Raw genomic sequence first — 20589 nt, forward strand, 5'->3', positions numbered from 1 at the left:
CGACGATCGAAGATCTTCCCGTACGGCCGAAACCGGCATTACGCCACACGTTTAACTTTCAATCCTTGACTGTCCGATGACACCAATAATAGGAATGACCTGGCTTATTGCTCGTGAATACTTGGCAGGGCAAAAACCCTGTTTGGGGCTATGGGGGGTGGATGCTCGAAGCGATGCGGGGGGACTCGTCGTCCGCCTCTTTGCACGGTCCGTCATTCACCTCACCGGCTCCCGCCCCCGTCGCCTGGACGACCGGGCCACCCCACCTCGCCCCGGACGCGCTGCTGTGCGACCTGATCGCCGCCCAGGCGGCGCGGACGCCCTCCGCGCCGGCGATCCGCCAGTGGGACGCCGACCTCACCTACCGCGACCTGGTCGACGCCGCCACCACGCTCGCGCTGCGGTTACGTGCCCTCGGGGTGGGCCCTGAGGATCGGGTCGGGCTCTGCGCCAGGCGCACACCGCTGATGACCGTCGCCGCCCTCGGCATCATGATGGCGGGCGGCGCGTACGTCCCCCTCGACCCCGCGCATCCACGCCGGCGACTCGACGAGGTCCTCGACGACGCGGGCATCGCGGTCGTCGTGGCCGACGACCACGGCCGCGCGATGCTGGACGGATGCGGGCGCCCCCTGGTCGAGCCGGAGACGGGCGCCGCGGCCGTGTCCGAAATTACTTCCGCAATCACCTCAGGGCCCCCGGCCGTAACGGGTCCGGGAGGTGGCGGCGAGAGCGTCGGCGGCCCGGCGCTGCCGGGGAACGCCGCCTACGTCCTGTACACGTCCGGATCGACCGGACGGCCCAAGGGCGTGGTGGTGAGCCACGCCTCCGCGGTCGCGTTCGCCTCCGCCGCGACGGCCCACTTCGGCCTGGACGACACATGCCGGTCGATCGCGTTCTCCGCGCTCGGCTTCGACGTCTCGGTGCTCGACATGCTCGCGCCGCTCACCGTGGGCGGCTGCGTGCAGCTGGTGCCGGACGAGGACAGGACCGACCCGGCCCGGCTGCAACGGTTCCTGGAGGCGCACGACGTCACCTGGGGGTTCATCCCGCCCGCGCTGCTGCCGCTGGTCGACCCGGCCCGGCTGCCGCACCTGCGCGACCTGATCACGGCCGGAGAGCCGCCGGGCCCCGAGCAGGTGGCCCGCTGGTCGGCGCACACCCGTTTCCACAACTGGTACGGCCCCACGGAGACGACCGTCTGCGTGGTCGGCACCGAGCTGTCGGGGACCTGGGAGCGTTCGCTGCCGATCGGGTACCCCCTGCGCGGCTGCCGGGCGCACGTCCTGGACGAGGACATGCGCGAGTGTCCCGTCGGCGTCCCCGGCGAGCTGTACATCGGCGGGCCTCAGGTGAGCCGCGGCTACCTGGGCCTGCCCGGCATGACGGCCGAGAGGTTCGTACCCGACCCCTTCGAGTCCGCGCCCGGCGCGCGGCTCTACCGCACCGGCGACCACGTCGCCTGGCAGGAGGACGGCCGGATCGCCTTCATGGGACGGCTGGACCGGCAGGTGAAGATCCAGGGACAGCGGGTCGAGATCGGCGAGGTCGAGTCGGTGGTGCGGGCGCACCCCGAGGTGACGCAGGCGGTGGTCGACGCCCCCGGCGAGCTGGTCGCCTACGTCGCGCCACTGGACGCTCCCGGGCTCGCGGCCCTGCGGGTGCACTGCGCGGGACGGCTGCCGATCTACATGCTGCCCACCCGCGTGGTGCACGTACCCGTCCTGCCGCTGAACTCCTCGGGCAAGGTCGACCTCGCCGCCCTGCGCGACCTCGCCGGGGAATCCCCGGGCGCCTCCCGGAACACGACCGGCGACCGGGGCGGGGACGGGGACGGGGACACGACTGGGGACGCGGCTGGGGACACTGCTGGGGACACTGCCGGGGGTACGACCGGCGGCGCGGCCGGGCTCTCGGGGCTGGCGGGGATCTGGGCGCGGGTGCTCGACGCGCCTCCCCCCGGCCCCGACGACGACTTCTTCGAGCGCGGCGGGCACTCGTTGCGGGCGATGCGCCTGGTGTCGGCCATCAGGGCGGAACTCGGCAGGGACGTCTCGGTCGAGGACGTCTACACGGCCCGCACCTACGGCGCCCTCTCGTCCGGCGTCGAGAACGCCCCCTTCTCCGACGTCGAGAACACCCTCTTGTCCGGCGTCGAGAACGCCCCCTCGCGGGAGCCGGCGGGAGAGACCCCGCCGGCGAAGACTTCGGCGAGCTCGGCGATCCCCGCGCCCCCCACGCTGTCGCCCGCGCAACGACGCATGTGGTTCGTGGAGCGGCTCGCCCCCGACACCCCCGCCCACAACATCGCGATGGCCGAGCGCGTACGCGGCCCGCTGGACCACGGCGCGCTGCGCAGCGCCCTGGAGTCGGTGGTGGCGAGGCACGAGACGCTGCGCTGGCGGATCACCTCCCGTGACGGCGTGCCCCACGTGTCGGTCGTCCCGCCAGGCGGGGTGCCGCTCCCGCTCGACGACCTCTCGGCGCTCGCCCATCCCGAGACGACTCAGAAAAACACCTCGAAACCGGCTTCGGAGACCGCGCCGGAGGCGGTTCCGGAGACCACGCCGAAGACGGCTCCGGGGGCCGCGCCGAAGACGGCTCTGGAAAAAGCCCTGGAGACGGTTCTGGAAACGGAGGCGCGGACGCGGTTCGACCTGGCGCGCGACCCGCTGCTGCGGGCCAGGCTGATCCGGCTGGCCGAGGACGACCACGTGCTCGCGGTGACCGCGCATCACATCGTCTTCGACGGCTGGTCCCAGGACGTCTTCTACCGGGACCTGAGCGCCGCCTACCGCGGTGACCTCCGAGGGCCGGCGGGCGCGTCCTTCGCCGACTACGCGCGCTGGGCGAGGGAGCGGTCGGACGGCGACGGGGTCGACTGGTGGCGTGAGCACCTGAAGGACGCCCCGATGGTGCTCGACCTGCCCAGGGACACCCCGCGCCCTCCCGTCCAGACTTTTTTTGGAGCGCTCCGGACAGCGGAGATTGACAACGAGACCGGAGACCGCGTCAGGAGGCTCGCGGTCCGGCTGGGGGTCACCCCGTACCCGGTGCTGCTCGCCGCTTTCGCGCAGCTGCTCTCCAGGCTGTCCGGGCAGCGGGACCTGCTCGTCGGCACCCCGTACGCCGACCGGGGGCACGTCGCGTTCGAGTCGCTGATCGGCATGTGCGTGCGGATGCTGCCGCTACGGCTGCGTCAGGACCCCGAGGTCTCGTTCGAGGAGCACGTGAGACGCTGCCGCGACGAGCTCGCCGAGGTCGTCTCCCACGGCGACGTACCGCTGGAGCGCGTCGTGGAGGCGCTGCGCGTCCCGCGCGACCTGGGACGCAACCCGGTGACGCAGGTGCTGTTCAACATGTACAACTTCGCCGAGGCCAAGCTGGACCTGCCCGGGTGCGTGACCGAGCCGCTGCCCGCCGGGCTGCCGGGCGCGCTGTTCGACCTGACGATGTACGTCAGCGAGCGCGGCGACGGATACGCCCTGCAGCTCGTCTACAACCCCGACCTGTTCTCCGCCGCCAGGATGGACGCCCTGCTGGCCGGTTACGCGCACCTGCTGGGCGACCTGCTCGCCGACCCGGGACAGGCGACACGCGAGGCCCGGCTCACCCCGGGGAAACCGGCCGCCGCGCTGCCGGTCTGGGACGGTCCCGGGCCGCTGGACACCCTGCACGGCGACGTCGTGGTGGAGGGAGCGGGGCGGATCCTGGGACACGCGGAGCTCACCGCGCTGCGCCACCGTACGACCGCGGCGCTGCGCGCGGCCGGGGTGGAACCCGGCCAGGCGGTCGCGGTGCTCGCCGCGCGGGTCCCCGAGCTTCCCGGGCTGCTGCTGGGGGTGCTGGCCACCGGGGCCCGCTGGGTGATCCTCGACCCGGCGCACCCGGCTCCGGTGCTGGCCCGCCAGGCCGCCGCCGCCGGCGCCGTGGCGACAGTGCGCTGTCCGGGCGCGCCCCCTCTGGCGGGTCTGCCGGAGATCGCGCTCCCGCAGACCTCGCCGCCGGAAACCGCGCCGCACCCCGAGCGGGGCTACCTCTCGCTCACCTCGGGGACCACCGGCGATCCCAAGCCGGTGGTGACCGGTGAGGGACCGCTCGCCCACTTCGTCGCCTGGTACGCGGCGACCTTCGCGGTGACCCCCGCCGATCGCTTCGCCCTGCTGTCGGGCCTGGCGCACGACCCCGCGCTGCGCGACGTGTTCGTGCCGCTCGCCACCGGCGCCCGGCTGTGCGTGCCGGAGGGGGAACTGCTCCGTGACCCCGTCCGGCTGGTCGCGTGGCTGCGCGAACACCGCGTCACCGTGGTGCACCTGACCCCGCAGCTGGCCAGGATGCTCTGCGGGACCGGCGCGATGCTGCCCGGGGTGCGGCTGGTGGCGACCGGCGGCGACCGGCTCACCCACGCCGACGCCGCGCGGCTGCGCCGTCTCGTCCCCGCCGCCCGGCTGGTGGCCTTCTACGGCACCACCGAGACCCCGCAGGCCCACGCCTGGTACGAGATCCCCTCCGGGGTGCGCGAGAGCGCCGAACCCGTCCCCGCCGGACGCGGCATCGAGGGCAGCGAGCTGGTCGTGACCGCCGAGCACGGCGGCCGGGCCGGGGTGGGTGAGCTGGGCGAGGTGGTCGTGCGCAGCACCAACCTGGCGAACGGCTATCTCGACGCCGAACTCACCCGGCTCCGCTTCACCGGTGACGCCTTCGCCACCGGCGACCTCGGCCGCCTCAACCCCGACGGGACGGTGACGATCGCCGGACGGCGCGACGACCAGGTGAAGATCCGCGGCTTCCGGGTGGAGCTGGGCGAGGTGGAGGCGGCGCTGTCGGCCCACCCCGAGGTCCGCGCCGCCGTCGCGGTGGCCGACCGGGACGAGCGGCGCGAGACGGTGCTGCACGCCTACGCGGTGCCGCGCAGGCCGGGTCCGGCCCCGCCGAGATTGCTCGACCACCTGCGCGCGGTGCTGCCCGAGCACGCGGTGCCCGCCGAGGTGTTCGTGGTTCCCGCGCTCCCGCTCACCCCCAACGGCAAGGTCGACCGCGCCGCGCTGCGCCGCCCCGTGTCCCGGCCGGGAGGCGAGGCCGGCGGGGAGGTGTCCGGCCCGACCGAGCGGGCCGTGGCCGAGGTGTGGCGGGCCGTGCTCGGCGTGCCTCGGGTGGGGGCGGCCGACAACTTCTTCGAGATCGGCGGCCACTCGCTCGCGATCGCCGCCGTCCAGGCCCGCCTGGGCAGGGCCCTCGGCAGGGAGATCCCGATCGTGGACCTGTTCCGCCACCCGACCATCCGCGCCCTCGCGGCGCACCTCGACGGTGGAGGCCCCACCGCCGGCCTCGACCGCGCCGCACGGCGGCTCGCCGTGCGGCGAGACCGCCTCAAGGACCGCTCAAGGAAGCCGAGCTGACAACCGCACGATTCCCCCGCATCCGACCCCGAACCGACGTCCGCCCCCTCCGGCCCTTCGCGGCCGGACCGGCCCCCATCCCCCACCCCCTCCCGCGACCGGGGCGGCGCCCCGACCGACGGCCGCACGACGTCCCGCACCGCGAACCGATCCACGAACCCACCCGCTGACCCGACCGGCGCCCCGGCAGACCGTCGAGCCGGTGACCGAACCGGCCACCCCGCCGGAGACCGAGTTGATGCCCGTCCAACCCCCCGCGCCGGAGCCGACCGCGGCCGGCAAGGAAGAAAGGGACCCCCGCATGGCCGAGGAGCCCACCGTCGAACCGATCGCGATCATCGGCCTTTCGTGCCGGGTGCCCGGAGCCGGGGACGCCAGGCAGTTCTGGCGCAACCTCGCCGACGGCGTCGAGTCGCTGACGCACTTCACCCGCGAGGAACAGCGCGCGCTCGGCGTGCCCGACCACGTTCTCGACGACCCCGACTTCGTACCGGCCGCGATGATGCTCGACGACCACCAGGGGTTCGACGCCGCGTTCTTCGGCATGTCGATCAGGGAGGCGGAGATCCGGGACCCGCAGCACCGGCTCTTCCTCGAACTGTCGCACACGGCCTTGGAGGACGCGGGCTACGACCCGTTCAGGTATCCGGGCGAGATCGGCGTCTACGCCGGTTCCGGCTCGGACTTCTACCAGTGGATCAATATCAGGAGCAACGCGCAGGCCCACGCGAACGCGGGCTGGCTCGCCGTCATGGTCGGCAACCACGTCGACTACTGCGCCACGCTGTCGTCGTACAAACTGGACCTGCGCGGCCCGAGCTACACCCTGCACACCGCGTGCTCGACCTCGCTGGTCGCGATCCACGTCGCCGCCGAGGCCCTGCGCAACGGCGAGTGCGACATGGCCCTGGCGGGCAGCGCGATGCTCGACCTGCCGCAGGGCCAGGGATATGTGTACGACGAGGACGGCATCGTCTCCCCCGACGGCCACTGCCGGGCCTTCGACGCCAAGGCGGCCGGCACGATCTGGGGCAGCGGCGGCGGTGTGATCGTGCTGAAGCGGCTGTCCGAGGCGATCGAGGACGGCGACAACGTCCGGGCCGTCATCCTGGGCAACGCGATCAACAACGACGGCGCGGGCAAGGTCGGGTTCTCCGCGCCCAGCATGGACGGCCAGGCCGCGGTGATCGCCCAGGCGCTCGGGGTGGGCGGGGTCGACCCGCGCACGGTCACCTACGTCGAGGCGCACGGCACGGGCACCGCGCTGGGCGACCCGATCGAGGTCGCGGCGCTGAGCAGCGTGTTCGGCCAGGACACCGACGACACCCAGTGGTGCGGCATCGGCTCGGTCAAGAGCAACATCGGACACCTGGGCCAGTCGGCGGGCATCGCGAGCATCATCAAGGCGGTGCTCGCCCTGGAGAACGGTCTGATCCCGCCCACGCTGCACTACGAGAGCCCCAATCCGAAGATCGACTTCCCCCGGAGCCCGTTCTACGTGACGGGGACGCCCACCAAGTGGGAGCGCAACGGCTTCCCCCGGCGCGCGGGCGTCAGCTCGTTCGGCATCGGCGGCACCAACGCGCACATCGTGCTGGAGGAGGCTCCGGCACCGGCACGCGAGGAGCGCGACCCCCGCCCGGCGCACCTGCTGCGGCTGTCGGGCAGGACCGACACCGCGCTCGCCGCCGCCGCCGAGCGCCTCGCCGCGCACCTGGAGGCCCACCCCGGCATCGACCTGGCCGACGTCGCCCACACCCTGCGGGTGGGGCGCAGGGAACTGTCGCGCAGGAGCGCGGTGGTCGCCTCCGACGTCGCCGACGCGATCGCCGCGCTCCGCGACCCCAAGCGGACGATCTCCGGTGCCGCCTCCCGGCGCACCCCGAGCATGGCGTTCCTGTTCTCGGGGCAGGGATCGCAGTACGCGGGCATGGGCGCCGAGCTGTACCGCACCGAGGAGGTCTTCAGGGACGCGGTCGACGAGTGCGCCGAGATCCTGCGGCCCGTGCTGGGCGAGGACCTGCGCGAGCTGATCTTCGCCACCGGCGAGGAGGCGGGCGAGCGGCTGCGGCAGACGGCGCTGACCCAGCCCGCGCTGTTCACCGTGGAGTACGCCCTGGCAGCGCTCTGGCGCTCGCTGGGTGTCGAGCCCGCCGGGATGATCGGCCACAGCATCGGCGAGTACGTCGCGGCGACCGTGGCCGGGGTCTTCAGCCTGCCGGACGCGTTGCGGCTGGTGGCCGCGAGGGGACGCCTGGTGCAGAGCTTGCCCGCCGGAGCGATGCTCGCCGTGCAGCTCGCGCCGGATGAGATCGGGCCGCTGCTGCCCGACGACGTGTCGGTGGCGACCGTCAACGGCCCCGGGACGTGTGTGGTCGCCGGTCCCGGTGCCTCGATCGCCGAGCTGGCGGACATGCTGGAGGAGGAGGGCATCGGCCGGATGGAGCTGCGTACCTCGCACGCCTTCCACTCCTCGATGATGGACCCGATCCTGGGTGAGTTCCGCGCGCTGGTCGCCGGTGTCGAGCGGTCGGCGCCGAGCCTGCCGTTCCTGTCGAACGTGACCGGCACCTGGATCACCGCGGCCGAGGCGACGGACCCGTCGTACTGGGCCCGGCACATGCGCGAGCCGGTGCTGTTCGGCGACTGCGTGACGGCTCTGCTCGCCGAGGGCGACTGGATCATGATCGAGTGCGGCCCCGGCAAGCAGCTGGCGGGGCTCGCCAGGGCGCAGACCCCGCCGGGCGCGGTCGCGCCGCTGCCCTCCCTGCCCGGCCCCAAGGACGCCGGTGGCGACGTGGGCGTGCTGTCGGCCGCGTACGGCACCCTGTGGGTGAACGGTGTCGCGCTGGAGGCTTTCGGCGAGGAGGGGCACCGGGTCTCGCTGCCGACCTACCCCTGGGAGCGCCGGCGCGCCTGGATCGACCCCGACCCGCACGGGGCGTTCGTCGGCGGCGTGGCCAACCACGCGCAGGTCGAGGAGGACCTGCCGCTGGACCGCTGGTTCAGCGTGCCGGTGTGGCGGCAGGTCCCGCCGAGGCCGGCGCCTTTGTCGCCGGTCACCCGCACCCTGGTCTTCGCCGACGACGGCTCGGCCGGGCTGGTGGACGCGCTGCGCGCGACGGGGGCCGAGGTGGTCGAGGTGCGGCCGGGCGACGGGTTCTCCGCGGAGCGCCCCGACGGCGTCTACACCGTCCGTCCCTCCGAGCGCGCCGACTACGACGCGCTGCTGGCGGCCGTGGGCGAGGTGCCGGGGCGGGTGGTCCACGCGTGGACCGTCGGCGACGAGCCGGCCGCCGGCACCGAGGGGACCTGGCGGGCTCAGGACCGCGGCTTCTTCAGTGTGCTCGCGCTGGTGCAGGCGCTGACCTCGGCCCAGCCGGCCGACTCCACCGGCGGGGTGGAGCTGACCCTGCTCACCTCGGGGGCGCAGGACGTCACCGGCGGCGACCTGCTCCGCCCCGAGCACGCGACCCTCGCCGGGTTCCCCCGGGTGGTGCCGCTGGAGACGCCGTGGCTGCGGGTGCGCCACGTCGACGTCGAGGGACGCGACTGGATCAGGCACGCCGCCGCGGAACTGGGCAGGAGGCCGGAACCGGACGAGGCGGGACTGCTGCCCACCGTGAGCATCAGGGGCGGCCGCCGCTGGCTGCAGCACTACGAGCAGCTGGAGGTGCCCGCGGCCGGGACGTCCTCACCGGAGACGGCCGAGGCGGTCGGCGGGCAGTCGAGCCCTCGGGACGGACAGGTCTACCTGATCACCGGCGGCCTGGGCGGCATCGGCGTCTCGCTCGCCGAGGACCTCGCCGCGCGGGCCCGGGTACGGCTGGTCCTGCTGTCCAGGACCGGTCTGCCCGACAGGGCTGAGTGGGACGCGCACGAGACCGGCCGCGCGGGCCGGGCGATCGCCGCGATCCGCAGGATGGAGGAGGCGGGGGCCGAGGTCCTGGTGCTCGCCGCCGACGTCACCTCCCCCGCCGACATGCGCAGGGTGAGGGAGGAGACGATCGCCGGGTTCGGCCGGGTGGACGTGATCGTGCACGCCGCGGGACTGCCCGGCGGCGGCATGGCCGAGATCAAGGAGCGGGCCGCCGCGGAGGAGGTGCTCGCGCCCAAGGTGGTCGGCACGCTCGCGCTGCGCGAGGCCTTCGGTGGCCTCGACCTGGAGGCCGTCGTGCTCTGCTCGTCGATCACCGCGGTCGCGGGCGGATTCGGCCAGGTCGACTACTGCGCGGCCAACAACTTCCTCGACGCGCACGCCAGGGGCGAGCACGGCTGGGGCGCGGCCACGGTCGTCTCCGCCAACTGGGGCAAGTGGCTTGAGGTCGGCATGGCGGCCGAGGTCGCCGCACCCGCCGGGTTCGTGGCGCTGCAGCGCGGCGACCGGATCAGGGCCGTGGACCACCCGGTGCTGTCCGCCTGGCACGAGGCCGACGGCGAAGGTCTCGGCTGGGCCGGGGGCAGCCTCTCCCCCGACACCCACTGGGCGCTCGACGGGCACCGCATCTCCGGGGTGCCGGTGCTGCCCGGCACCGGTCACCTGGAGCTGGCCCGCTGCGCCGGAGAGGTGGTGCTGCCCGGCACCGGCGCCATCGAGTTGCGCGACGTGGTGTTCGTCGAACCGCTCTCGGTGGCCGACGGTGCCTCCGCCGAGATACGCGTGACGTTCAGCACCGAGACGGACGGCGCGGACTTCCAGGTGCGCAGCGTCATCGGCGGCGAACAGCGCACCCACGCGCGCGGCACCGCGGCCAAGGTCGACGCCGGGTCCACCGGGCACGCCGACGTGGCGGCGATCGTCGACCGCTGCACCCTCGCGTCCGACGAGCAGGGCGGGGTGCCGCTGTCCGGGCTGCTCACGCTCGGCCCCCACTGGGGTCACATGCAGAAGTGGTACATCGGCCAGAACGAGGCCCTGGGACTGTTCGATCTGCCCGAGGAGCTGTCCGAGGACCTGGAGGGCTGGGGCCTGCACCCGGCACTGCTCGACAGCGCCACCTCCTTCACCTGGGTCGACGTCGTCGGCCACTACCTGCCGCTCGGCTACGGCCGCATCACCGTCAGGGACCGGCTGCCCGGCAGGTTCTGGAGCCACATGCGCTTCCGCGACAGCGGCACCGACGAGGTGCTCGCGGTCGACGTGACGCTCATCGACTCCGAAGGCACGATCGTCACCGAGATCTCCGACTACGTGCTGCGCCGCATCAACACCGACGCCGTGGTGGCCGGGGTGACGGCCGACGCCGGAGCCCAGCGGGCCGGTACCGTCTCCGGCACCGTCGCCGGCGCTGTCACCGCCCCCGACTCCGGCGGCCAGGTCACGACGGCCGCCGGAGGCCCCGACGCGGTCGGCATCCGTCCCGCCGAGGGCGCCGAGGCGTTCCACCGGCTGCTCACCACCCCGCTCGGCGCGCAGGTGGTGATCGCCGCGACCCCGGTGGCCGCCTACCTGGCCGGTGTCGGGTCGGTCACCCAGGAGACGGTCGAGACGGAGCTGGACCCGGCCGCCGTGTCGGACCGTCCCCGTACCGGCGCGGCGACCGACGACTACGTGGCGCCGCGCGGTGACGTCGAGGCCGCCATCGCCCGGCTGTGGAGCGAGGTGCTCGGCGGCGAGCGCATCGGCGTCGACGACGACTTCTTCGAGCTCGGCGGCAACTCGCTGATCGCCGTGCAGCTCATCGCCCTCATCCGCAAGGAGCTGGGGGTGCGGCTGCCGATGCGCAGCCTCTTCGAGGAGCCCACGGTGGCCGGGGTCACCTCGCTGATCGAGCAGGCCCGTGCCACCACGCCGGCGGCGGAGACCACCCCGGCCGCGAACCAGTCCACCCAGTCCACGATCCCCCGCCTCCCCCGCAGGAGTGAGCAGCAGTGACCGAAACCCTTCCCGACACCAAGGTCGTCCTCAACGACGAGGAGCAGTACTCCATCTGGCCCTCGGGCCGCGACAATCCGGACGGCTGGCACGACGCGGGCTTCACCGGCACCAAGGACGAGTGCCTGGCCCACATCGAGCAGGTCTGGACCGACATGCGTCCGCGCAGCCTGCGCGAGGCGATGAGCGCGGGAGAGGCGGAATGACCGAATAGGGGGACGTCTTCCCGTCCTCCTCCGGGTTCCGGGCGGGAACGAACGTGGTTTCTCGCCCGCTTCGAACCCGAGCCCGCCGTCCACGACATCGGCGTGCTCATACCGACGAGGCGCCGACCGGTCGATCCGCACCGGTCGGCGCGCATCTCGGATGTCGCGCTTCCCCCGGTGGTCCGGGCATCGGCCCTCGCGCCCCACTGGTCCGGGTATCGGCCCTCGCGAACACGAGGGCGGCGAGGGGTCAGTACACGTCGCGTACGTAGCGTCTGCTCGCGGCGAGCTGTTTGACGTAGAGGGCGGCCTCGTCGTCGCCGAGGCCGCCGTGGGTGACGGCGATCTCGCGCAGGGTCCGGTCGACGTCCTTGGCCATCCGGCTGGCGTCGCCGCAGACGTACAGGTGAGCGCCGTCCTGAAGCCAGGACCAGAGTCGGCCGCCGTGCTCGCGCATGCGGTCCTGGACGTAGAGCTTGGCGCGCTGGTCGCGGGAGAAGGCGAGATCCAGCCGGGTGAGCAGCCCGTCGCGGTACGACGCGTCGAGTTCGTCGCGGTAGTAGAAGTCGGTGGAGCGGCGCTGCTCGCCGAAGAAGAGCCAGTTGCGGCCGGAGTGCCCCAGCGCCCGGCGCTCGTCCAGGAAACCGAGAAAGGGCGCGACGCCCGTACCCGGGCCGATCATTATCATCGACGCGGCCGGATCCGCGGGAGGGCGGAAGTGCCTGGTGCGCTGGACGAAGACGGGCACCGAAGTGTGCTCCGGACCGTCCGCGAGGAAGGACGAGCACACCCCTCTGCGCTCCGTACCCCGCGGGTTCTCGAACCGGACGACCGAGACCGTCAGGCGCACCCGGTGGGGGTCGACGAGCGGGCTGGAGGAGATGGAGTACAGGCGCGGCTTCAGGCGTTTGAGTACATCCGCCCACTCCTGGGCGGTGGCCCGGACGGAAAGCTCGCCGACCACGTCGACGGCCTGGCGGCCCCACGTCCACTTCGCCAGCTCGCCCCCGTTGCCCGAGCGCAGAAACCTGGTGAGGTCGCGGTCGCGGGTACGGTCGGCGACGAACCTGAGCAGGCCGGGGGTGATCCTGGTGATCTCCAGCCGGCTCCGCAGGGCCTCACCGAACGGGAGGGGGCCGACGTCGGGAATGTCGACGGTGTCGGTGGGGTCGAGACCGGTCACGGCGAGCCATTCCGCGACCAGGTCGGCGCCGTTGACCGGCAGCACCCCGAGCGCGTCACCGGCCTGGTAGGTCAGCTCGCCACCGGTGTCGAAGGTGAACTGCCGCACCTCCTTGGCCGACCCCGGCAGGCTGAGCAGCCGGTTACCGGCCAGGGGCGCGCCGAACGGCGCGGCCCTCCCGGACCCCGTCGGCGACTCGGTGCCCAAGGGCACCGCCCCCGGCTTCGCGGGCGTCATCCCGAGGCGCGGGGGCGTCGGCTCAGGCCCGGACGACGTCGAGCCGGGGGCTGACACCGGACCAGGACCTGACGTGCGTCCGGGACCTGACATCGGACCAGAGCCCGACATCGGACCGGAATCCGGCATCGGGCCGGAGGCTGAGGGAGACGGATCAAGTCCCGGAGGTGTCGATCCGTGGCCCGAGAGGGCCGGATCGGAAGGTGAGAGCGTCGTTCCCGGCCCCGCGCGCGTGGGCTCGGGCTCCGAACTCGCCGGGGACGAAGCGGAAGGTGTCGTCGAGGACGGGACGGAAGGTTCGGTGAGGGCGGTGAGCAGCCGCTCAAGCCAGCCGAGGGCCCGCGAATGGTCGTCGGGCTCGCAGTCCACCCGAGGTGCCAGGCGCTGAGCGCCCAACTCCTCAAGGCGCTGGTCGAGCCGCCGGCCGTGGCCGCAGAAGTCGTCGTAGCTGGAGTCGCCGAAGGCGAGTACGGCGTAGCGTACGCCGTCGAGCCGGGGCGCGCCGGACCCGATGAGGGCTTCCCAGAAACCGACACCGTTGTCGGGGGCCTCGCCGTCGCCGAAGGTGCTGGAGATGACGAGCAGGTCCGCGCCACGGGGGATGCTGTCCGGGGCGCAGTCGGCCATGCTGATCAGCCGGGGGGTGCGCCCCGCGCCGGTCAGCCTGTCGGCGCTGGCGACGGCGAACTCCTCGGCGTTCCCGGTCTGGGAGGCCCACAGGACGACGATGTCGCGTGTCGGCGACGCCGGATCGCCGCTCGCTCGCCCGGGTGGCGGCGCAAGGGTCCGGGAGAACATCCCGGCCAGCACCCCGTTGATCCACAGGGCGTGGGCGGGATCGACGGGGGCGTGGTCCGGCAGGACCGGCACGACCGTACCCGCGGACGCCGGACCGTCGTGAGCGGACCCCGGCCCTTCCAGGGCGAACGCCGCGCCGTCGAGCGCCGACAGGAAACCGGCCATGTAGCGGCGCTCGTGGTCGGCGAGCACCGGCGGCGTCAGGTCGGCCACCCCGAGCAGGCCGGCCAGCGCGGCGATCCGGGCGGGCCGGGAACTCTCCGGGGCGGTTCCCGCGTACCCCGGGGCCTCCGAGGACGCCGAGAACGCCGAGAACGCCGACGCCCCCGCGTACCCCGGAACCGTAGGGAACGCGGTCGTCCCGGCGTGCGCGGGGACGGCGGGGGGTCCCACCGTCCCCGCGTGCCCGGAAACCGAGGAGGCCCCGTGCTCGGGAGCCGCGGGGGACGCCTCGGAGGCGACCCTGGTGAGGGAGACCGCGCACACCTTGAGCTCGGGCTGGAACGAGATGGGATCGACGGCGTCGCTGGTGACCGCGTTGACGCTGAGATATTCGCCGAACAGGTCGTTCCAGTGGAACGGCGCGAAGCAGTCGCCCGGCATGACCCGGTCGGTCAGGCGGGCGGGCAGCACGGCCCTGCCGCGCCGGGAGGCGATCTCCACCAGGTCGCCCTCGCCGATCCCCTGCTCGGCGGCGTCGCGCGGGTTGATCTCGACGAACGGCCCGGGGTTGAGCTTGTTGAGCTTGGCGACCCTTCCCGTCTTGGTCAGGGTGTGCCACTGGTGCTGCAGCCTGCCGGTGTTGAGAACGAACGGGTAGGCGTCGTCGGGCAGCTCGGCGGCGGGCAGGTACGGGCGGGGCAGGAAGGCGGCCCTGCCGCTCGGAGTGGCGAAGGCGAGGCGCGGGCGGCTGCCGTCGGGCCGGGTCAGCGTCGCCTGGCTGGTGCCGTCGTTGAGGTAGCGGACGGGGTTGCGCGCACCGCCCTCCGGCGCACTCGGCCACTGGACGGGGGTCTCGCGCAGCCGCTCGTAGGTGACGCCCCGCAGGTCGTAGCCGGTCTTGGGATTCCACGCCCGCTTGATCTCCTCGAACACCTCCTCCGCGCAGCTGTAGGAGAAGGCGTCCTCGAAGCCCATCTCGCAGGCGACGCGGGCGATGATCTGCCAGTCGGGCAGCGCCTGTCCCGGCGGTTCCACGGCCTGCCGCAGCAGGGTGAGGTTCCGTTCGGAGTTGACCATCACGCCTTCGGTCTCGGCCCACATGGCCGCGGGCAGGACCACGTCGGCGTAGGCGTTGGTCTCGGTGGCGGCGAAGACGTCCTGGGTGACGACGAACTCGGCGGCCTCCAGGCCCGCGATCACGGTCCTGCGGTTGGCGACGCTGGCGACCGGGTTGGTGCAGATGATCCAGCACGCCTTGATCTCGCCCTCGGCCATCCGGGAGAACATCTCGATGGTCCCCTGACCGACCTCGGTGCGCAGGGTGCCGGACGGCAGGTTCCACAGCTCCTCGGTGAAGCGGCGGTCCTCCTCCACCAGCACCGAGCGCTGGCCCGGCAGACCCGGCCCCATGTAGCCCATCTCGCGTCCGCCCATCGCGTTGGGCTGACCGGTCAAGGAGAACGGGCCGCTGCCGGGGCGGCAGATCGCGCCGGTGGCGAGGTGCAGGTTGCACAGCGCGTTGGTGTTCCAGGTGCCGTGCGTGCTCTGGTTGAGCCCCATCGTCCAACAGCTCATCCACTCCCCCGCCGCGCCGATCCACTCGGCCGCCCGGCGCAGGTCGTCCTCGGGGATGCCGGTGAGGTCGGCGACCGTCTCGGGGGGATAGTCCCGCAGGAAGTCCGGCATCGCCTCCCATCCGTCGGTGTGCCGCTCGACGAACTCGTGGTCGACATGGCCGCCCTCGACCAGCAGATGGAGCAGCCCGTTGAGCAGGGCCAGGTCGGTGCCCGGCCTGATCCGCAGGAACAGGTCGGCCTTGTCGGCGGTGGCGGTACGGCGGGGATCGACCACGATGAGTTTGGCACCGGCCTTGACCCGCTCCATCATGCGCAGGAACAGGATCGGATGGCAGTCGGCCATGTTCGCGCCGATCACGAAGAACAGGTCGGCGCGGTCGAAGTCCTCATAGGAGCCCGGCGGGCCGTCCGACCCCAGCGACAGCTTGTAGCCGCTGCCCGCGCTGGCCATGCACAGCCGGGAGTTCGACTCGATCTGGTTGGTGCCGACGAAGCCCTTGGCGAGCTTGTTGACCAGATACTGCGCCTCCAGCGTCATCTGGCCGGACACGTAGAACGACAGGGCGTCCGGCCCGTGCTCGTCCAGGATCCGCCGCAGCCCGCGGGCGGTCTCGCCGATCGCCGCGTCCACGCTCGTCGGCGCGGGCTCGGCGCCCCGGTCCGGCCTGACCAGCCCGTTTTCGAGGCGACCGGGGGCGGCGAGCATGTCCGCGGTGGTCGCCCCCTTGGTGCACAGCCGACCGGCGTTGGCCGGGTGGCTCTTGTCGCCGGAGGCCTTGACGACCCGGCGCCGCCCGTCCACCTCCAGGACGATCCCGCAGCCGACACCGCAGTACGAGCAGACCGTCTTCACTTTCTCTGACGCCGCCATTAGGTCCCTTCTCCCTGAGCAGGGGCCCGTGACACCCTCCGCCGAACAGCGGGGACACCAAAGCCGCATCGGGCGGATCCAACGACGGAAACATAAGAAACAGGCGTTACGTAGATGTCACATCTGTCCGCGTCCGTCTGTTACATCCACATCACCGCCGATCTCCCCCGGCCACGCGCGGCCCTCCTCGACGTGCATTCGGGCGTCAGGGAGCCCGTCGACCGACAAGGAAACCGGCGCGGAAACCGGGCGGAGCATCCACGATTCGGCATCGCCTCTTCGCGAATACGGGCCGGACCGAGAGATCCGGTAAGCGTCGGCACGGAGCCGACGCCAGCCGATCACCATCAGGGACGGGCCCATGTTTTGAATGTCACTCGTTCCACCGGGATCCCCGCCGTCATCCAGACCTCGGTGACCGCGCCGATTCGACGAGCAGGAAGCCTCCGGTCAAGCAGCGACCTGCGAAGTGACCGACGCGCGGGCCGCGAAGTCCGCAGCCTGAGCGCGGAGTTCAACGATCTCGGCCGTGTGGTGCCTGTCCGCAGCGGACAACAGGGTGTTGAGTCTGGCCGCTACAAGGGCCGACTGCAGGCCGGCGCTCTCCAGTGCCTGGCGGCCGGCGGCTGCGGCCCGGTCAAGGTCACCCTCGTCGAGGAGTGCGGCTGCCAAGCCAATCAGGTCCATCGTCTGTACCCGGTCGAACCCTGGTTTGCGGAGCCGCAGCGCGGCTTCGAAGTGAGGGCTGGCGGGGTGCCCACGATGGCCGAGATGAGTGAGATCGCGGGCGCTGACGGCTCGGGCGCCTGCGTGCTCGGCGTCATCGAAGTAGGCGATCCATTCGGGACTGTCCGTGATCTGAACGAGAAGTTCGTCAGCGTGACCGAGATGACGGGCGGCTTCGCCGGGCCGGCCGAGGCCCGCGTGGACGCGACCGGTCTGGGATTGCACGAGCGCCTGCACCGCCACCTGGCCGTCGCGTCGCGCGCGGACCGCTGCGAGGTCAAGCAGCGCGAGCGCGTCATGCAACCGCCCCAGGTAGATCATCTGGTGTGACATGCGGGTGACGATCTCCGCTCCGCGACCGGGTACCCCGGCCTCGCCGGCGGCGTAGAGGGCATATGACCAGTACCGCTGCGCGGCGCCATAGCGGCCGGCGTCGTGGCTGGTCCACCCGGCAAGCGCGGCCAGGTCGGCTGTGGTGGCGAAGACACGGATGCGAAGACTGTCCGGGACGCCGTCTTGGATACGGCGCATGACCTCCGCGAGCTGGCCGACGATCGCAGAGCGACACAGGGCGCCGCCGTGCGCCGATTCCAGCCGCGCGAAGGCAGCGGTGACTTCCTCCAGAGCGGCGACGGTGTCGGTGCTGAAACCAGCCTGGCGGCGGCTGAGCGGGCGGCCGACCGTCTCAAGCAGGTGCGCGGTGCCGGCGACCAGCGGGGTACCGACGATGAGGTTGAGGACTTCGCGGCGATCGGGCATCAGCAGGTCCATCCGAGTCCATCCGACCAAGGTCTCCGCAGCGGGTTCTCTTCACATCCTCTCCCCCTTGAGGGGGAGAGGATGTGAAGGCCTGCCTGGGGTCCTGCGAGAAGCGATCCAGTCGTTGACGAAGCCGACCGGCTCATCGCGTCCTTGTTCGATCGTCACCCGTCTGACCCAACAGGTCATCTACAGCGCCCGTGGCTGTCGCAGGGGACACGCACCCTGCGCGACGTCAAACGAGCTCGGCCGGCGCCCCAACGTGATGCTCCAGATCCTCCCCTACCGGGGCGGGGCGCATCCGGCGATGACCGGATCGTTCACCGTCGTGGGCTTTCCCGCTTCGAGCGACCTGGACGTCATCTACCTGGAGAACATGTCCAGCGGCCTGTACCTGGAGGACGCCGCGGACGTCCGCCGGTACGTCTCGGTGTTCGACTACCTCAGGGCAGCGGCCCTCAGCCCTGCCGACACCATGACTATGCTGACAAATGCGCCGAACAACCCGGCGTGAGTGTCCAACCGAAGGGGCGCGCGATGTCCAATCCGGTAGACCTGACCACCGCAGCGTGGCGCAAGAGTTCGCTCAGCGGAGCCAACGGCGACTGCGTGGAGGTCGCGGACCTGGGCGACGTCGTGGCCGTCCGCGACTCCAAGAACCCCGGCGGCCCCAAGCTCGTCTTCACCCGTGACACCTGGTCGGCCTTCGTCAAGCGGCTGAAGAACGACGCGTAACTCCCCGAAACCGGAGCCGGACCGGAGACGGCCGCTCGCCTCGGCGGCCGGTGAGTTTCGGGCACCCAGTGTTGGGATCGTACGAGCCGTGGGCCGCACGATCCCAACAGAGACCGTCAGGTGACCAGGTCGGCGACGAGTTCCAGTTGTTCCAGGCGGAGGCGGAGGGTCGGGGTGACCAGGCCGACGACGAGGGAGGTGGCGCCCGCCTCGCGGTAGGCGGCGACCCGTTCGCGGAGCTTGCCGGGCGGCCCGCACATCGTCATCGCGTCGACCAGGCCGTCGGGGAGCAACGACATCGCCTCACCCTGACGCCCGCCCAGGAACGCCTCCTGGACCGCCTCGGCCTCCTTCTCAAAACCCAGGGAGCGGGCCAGGCGGTTGTAGAAGTTGGTACGGCGCGAGCCCATGCCGCCCAGATAGAGGGCGAGCATGGGCCGCATCATGTCGAAGGCGAGTTCCTCGTCCTCGTCGACGAGGGTGAGGATCATCGGGGCGACGTCAAAGCCGTCCAGAGTGCGGCCCGCCCGCGCCGCGCCCGCGCGCAGCTGGGCCGTGCGCTCGGCCAGGTGCTCGGGCGGGAAGTGGATCGCGAGCCAGCCGTCGGCCAGCTCCCCGGCGAGCGCGGTCGTCTGCGGGCCCATCGCGCCGAGATAGACGGGAAGGTGCTTCTGGACCGGGGAGACGCCCAGGGACAGCTCCTTGCCCTGCCCGCCGGGGAGCGGCAGCGTCACGGTCTCGCCCGAGTAGCTCACCGGGCGTCCGGCCAGGGCGAGCCGCAGCACCGACAGGTAGTCGCGGGCGCGGGCCACTGGCCGGTCGAAACGCTCCCCGTGCCAGCCCTCCACGACCTGCGGCCCCGACACGCCCACGCCCAGCCGGGCCCGGCCGCCGGAGATCTGGTCGACGGTGGCGGCCGTCATCGCCGCCACCGTGGGCTTGCGGCCCGACATCTGCAGCACGCCGGTGCCCAGCGCGATCCGTTCGGTCTGGCCCGCGATCCACGCCATCAGGCTCGCCGGATCGGTGCCGTAGGTCTCGGCGGCCCACACCGACTCGTAGCCCAGCCTCTCGGCCTCGCGGACCAGGGTGAGGTGGTCGGCGGGGCCGAGCCCGGCGCCGCCCCAGTAGCTCATGCTGTAACCGAGACGCATCCGATCTCCTCTGCGATGACGGTGGCGAGCAGGTCGGGGGTCTCCTCGGCCAGCCAGTGTGAGGCGTCGAGCTCGCGCATCGACGGCCGAAAGACGCTCTGCCTGCGCCAGCCGAGCAGCCCGCCGCGCGACATGGAGCCGTCGCGGCTGCCGTACAGGACGGTGACGGGCACGGGCAGCGGCGGCCCCTGCCGGTGCCGGTATCGGGCGAGCATCCCGAAGTCGGCGCGGAGGGCCGGTTCGAGGATCGGCCTGAGCGCCTCGCGCTCGGCCACCTCCGCCGGGACCCCTCCCAGCTCGATCAGCTGGTCCCAGAACAGCCACGACGGCAGGGAGGGCAGTCTGCGCAGCAGGAGCGTGACGTCCGGTGCGGCGAAGGACCCCACGAGCAGCCGTTCTGGCCACCACCCTCCGGACTCGGGTGAACGACCGGCTCCGGCGCGCTCCGGTGACGGGCCTCCGGTGGGCCCAGACGACTCCGGCGAGGGAGCCGACTCGAAAGACGCCGGGAGTCCGGTCCCGGCCGGTCCGGAGGCCGGGGCGAGTTCGGTGAGGCGACGGCAGACCAGGTAGGCCAGCAGCGCGCCGCTGCAGTAGCCGAACAGCGCGTACGGCTCGCGGGCGTTCGCCAGCAGGTCTCGGGCCAGGACGTCGACCAGCGCGTCCAGGTCCTCGACGGGCGGCTCCGCCAGCCTGGCCTGGCGGCCGGGGAGGTTCATCGACCACACGTCGACCTCGTCGGGGAAACGCCCGGCCAGGTCGGTGAGCGAGGCGGGACCGCTGCCCGCGTTGGGGAAGGTGTACAGGCGGATCCGCCCTCCCTGCCGCTCCCCCACCGGCACGAACCACGGCGCGGTCATCGCGTTCCTTCCGGCGTGGAGACGTCGGGCGCGGGTTCCGGGGAGCC

At 72.4% G+C, this 20589-nt stretch carries 9 protein-coding genes; 5 read left to right on the forward strand and 4 right to left on the reverse strand.

Annotation, left to right across the window (positions count from 1 at the left end):
* Positions 1–161: 161 nt before the first annotated feature.
* The 3 genes from ABZ664_RS11525 (at position 162) to ABZ664_RS11535 (ending at position 11480) form a co-directional block, all read left to right on the forward strand.
* Positions 162–5399, forward strand: coding sequence for an amino acid adenylation domain-containing protein (locus ABZ664_RS11525; RefSeq protein ID WP_362506734.1), 5238 nt, complete (start codon positions 162–164; stop codon positions 5397–5399).
* Positions 5400–5601: 202 nt separating this feature from the next.
* Positions 5602–11274, forward strand: a complete 5673-nt coding sequence (locus tag ABZ664_RS11530) for an SDR family NAD(P)-dependent oxidoreductase (RefSeq protein ID WP_362506737.1) — start codon at positions 5602–5604, stop codon at positions 11272–11274.
* A complete protein-coding gene (locus ABZ664_RS11535; RefSeq protein ID WP_362506740.1) occupies positions 11271–11480 on the forward strand; it encodes an MbtH family NRPS accessory protein in 210 nt (69 codons plus the stop codon). The genes ABZ664_RS11530 and ABZ664_RS11535 overlap by 4 nt, the downstream gene beginning before the upstream one ends.
* 250 nt (positions 11481–11730) lie before the next feature.
* On the opposite strand, the gene ABZ664_RS11540 is transcribed toward ABZ664_RS11535, so the two are convergent.
* Both ABZ664_RS11540 and ABZ664_RS11545 read right to left on the reverse strand, forming a co-directional pair.
* On the reverse strand, positions 11731–16308 hold the full coding sequence (locus tag ABZ664_RS11540) for a molybdopterin-dependent oxidoreductase (protein WP_362506743.1): 4578 nt from the start codon (positions 16306–16308) through the stop codon (positions 11731–11733).
* A gap of 450 nt (positions 16309–16758) precedes the next feature.
* The gene (locus tag ABZ664_RS11545) at positions 16759–17805 is read right to left on the reverse strand and encodes a hypothetical protein (RefSeq protein WP_362506746.1); all 1047 of its coding nucleotides are present in this window, start codon (positions 17803–17805) and stop codon (positions 16759–16761) included.
* On the opposite strand from ABZ664_RS11545, the gene ABZ664_RS11550 reads away from it, so the two are divergent.
* Complete coding sequence (locus ABZ664_RS11550) at positions 17762–18307, forward strand: Scr1 family TA system antitoxin-like transcriptional regulator (RefSeq protein ID WP_362506748.1); 546 nt, start codon at positions 17762–17764, stop codon at positions 18305–18307. The genes ABZ664_RS11545 and ABZ664_RS11550 overlap by 44 nt on opposite strands.
* Positions 18308–18330: 23 nt before the next feature.
* Positions 18331–18528, forward strand: coding sequence for a DUF397 domain-containing protein (locus ABZ664_RS11555; RefSeq protein ID WP_362506751.1), 198 nt, complete (start codon positions 18331–18333; stop codon positions 18526–18528).
* A 116-nt stretch (positions 18529–18644) separates the two neighbouring features.
* Here ABZ664_RS11555 and ABZ664_RS11560 read toward each other — a convergent pair whose 3' ends face one another.
* Both ABZ664_RS11560 and ABZ664_RS11565 read right to left on the reverse strand, forming a co-directional pair.
* Positions 18645–19682, reverse strand: a complete 1038-nt coding sequence (locus ABZ664_RS11560; protein ID WP_362506754.1) for an LLM class F420-dependent oxidoreductase — start codon at positions 19680–19682, stop codon at positions 18645–18647.
* Positions 19661–20542, reverse strand: coding sequence for a thioesterase domain-containing protein (locus ABZ664_RS11565; RefSeq protein WP_362506757.1), 882 nt, complete (start codon positions 20540–20542; stop codon positions 19661–19663). The genes ABZ664_RS11560 and ABZ664_RS11565 overlap by 22 nt, the downstream gene beginning before the upstream one ends.
* Positions 20543–20589 lie beyond the last annotated feature (47 nt).

This window comes from Streptosporangium sp. NPDC006930 (genome assembly GCF_040635605.1).
Classification (GTDB): domain Bacteria; phylum Actinomycetota; class Actinomycetes; order Streptosporangiales; family Streptosporangiaceae; genus Streptosporangium.

Excerpts from the sequence above, each read along its gene's own strand:
- ABZ664_RS11545 (WP_362506746.1), bottom strand. The coding sequence starts at position 17,805 with ATGGACCTGCTGATGCCCGATCGCCGCGAAGTCCTCAACCTCATCGTC.
- ABZ664_RS11565 (WP_362506757.1), bottom strand. The coding sequence starts at position 20,542 with ATGACCGCGCCGTGGTTCGTGCCGGTGGGGGAGCGGCAGGGAGGGCGG.
- ABZ664_RS11560 (WP_362506754.1), bottom strand. The coding sequence starts at position 19,682 with ATGCGTCTCGGTTACAGCATGAGCTACTGGGGCGGCGCCGGGCTCGGC.
- ABZ664_RS11540 (WP_362506743.1), bottom strand. The coding sequence starts at position 16,308 with ATGGCGGCGTCAGAGAAAGTGAAGACGGTCTGCTCGTACTGCGGTGTC.
- ABZ664_RS11550 (WP_362506748.1), top strand. The coding sequence starts at position 17,762 with ATGAGGTTGAGGACTTCGCGGCGATCGGGCATCAGCAGGTCCATCCGA.
- ABZ664_RS11525 (WP_362506734.1), top strand. The coding sequence starts at position 162 with ATGCTCGAAGCGATGCGGGGGGACTCGTCGTCCGCCTCTTTGCACGGT.
- ABZ664_RS11555 (WP_362506751.1), top strand. The coding sequence starts at position 18,331 with ATGTCCAATCCGGTAGACCTGACCACCGCAGCGTGGCGCAAGAGTTCG.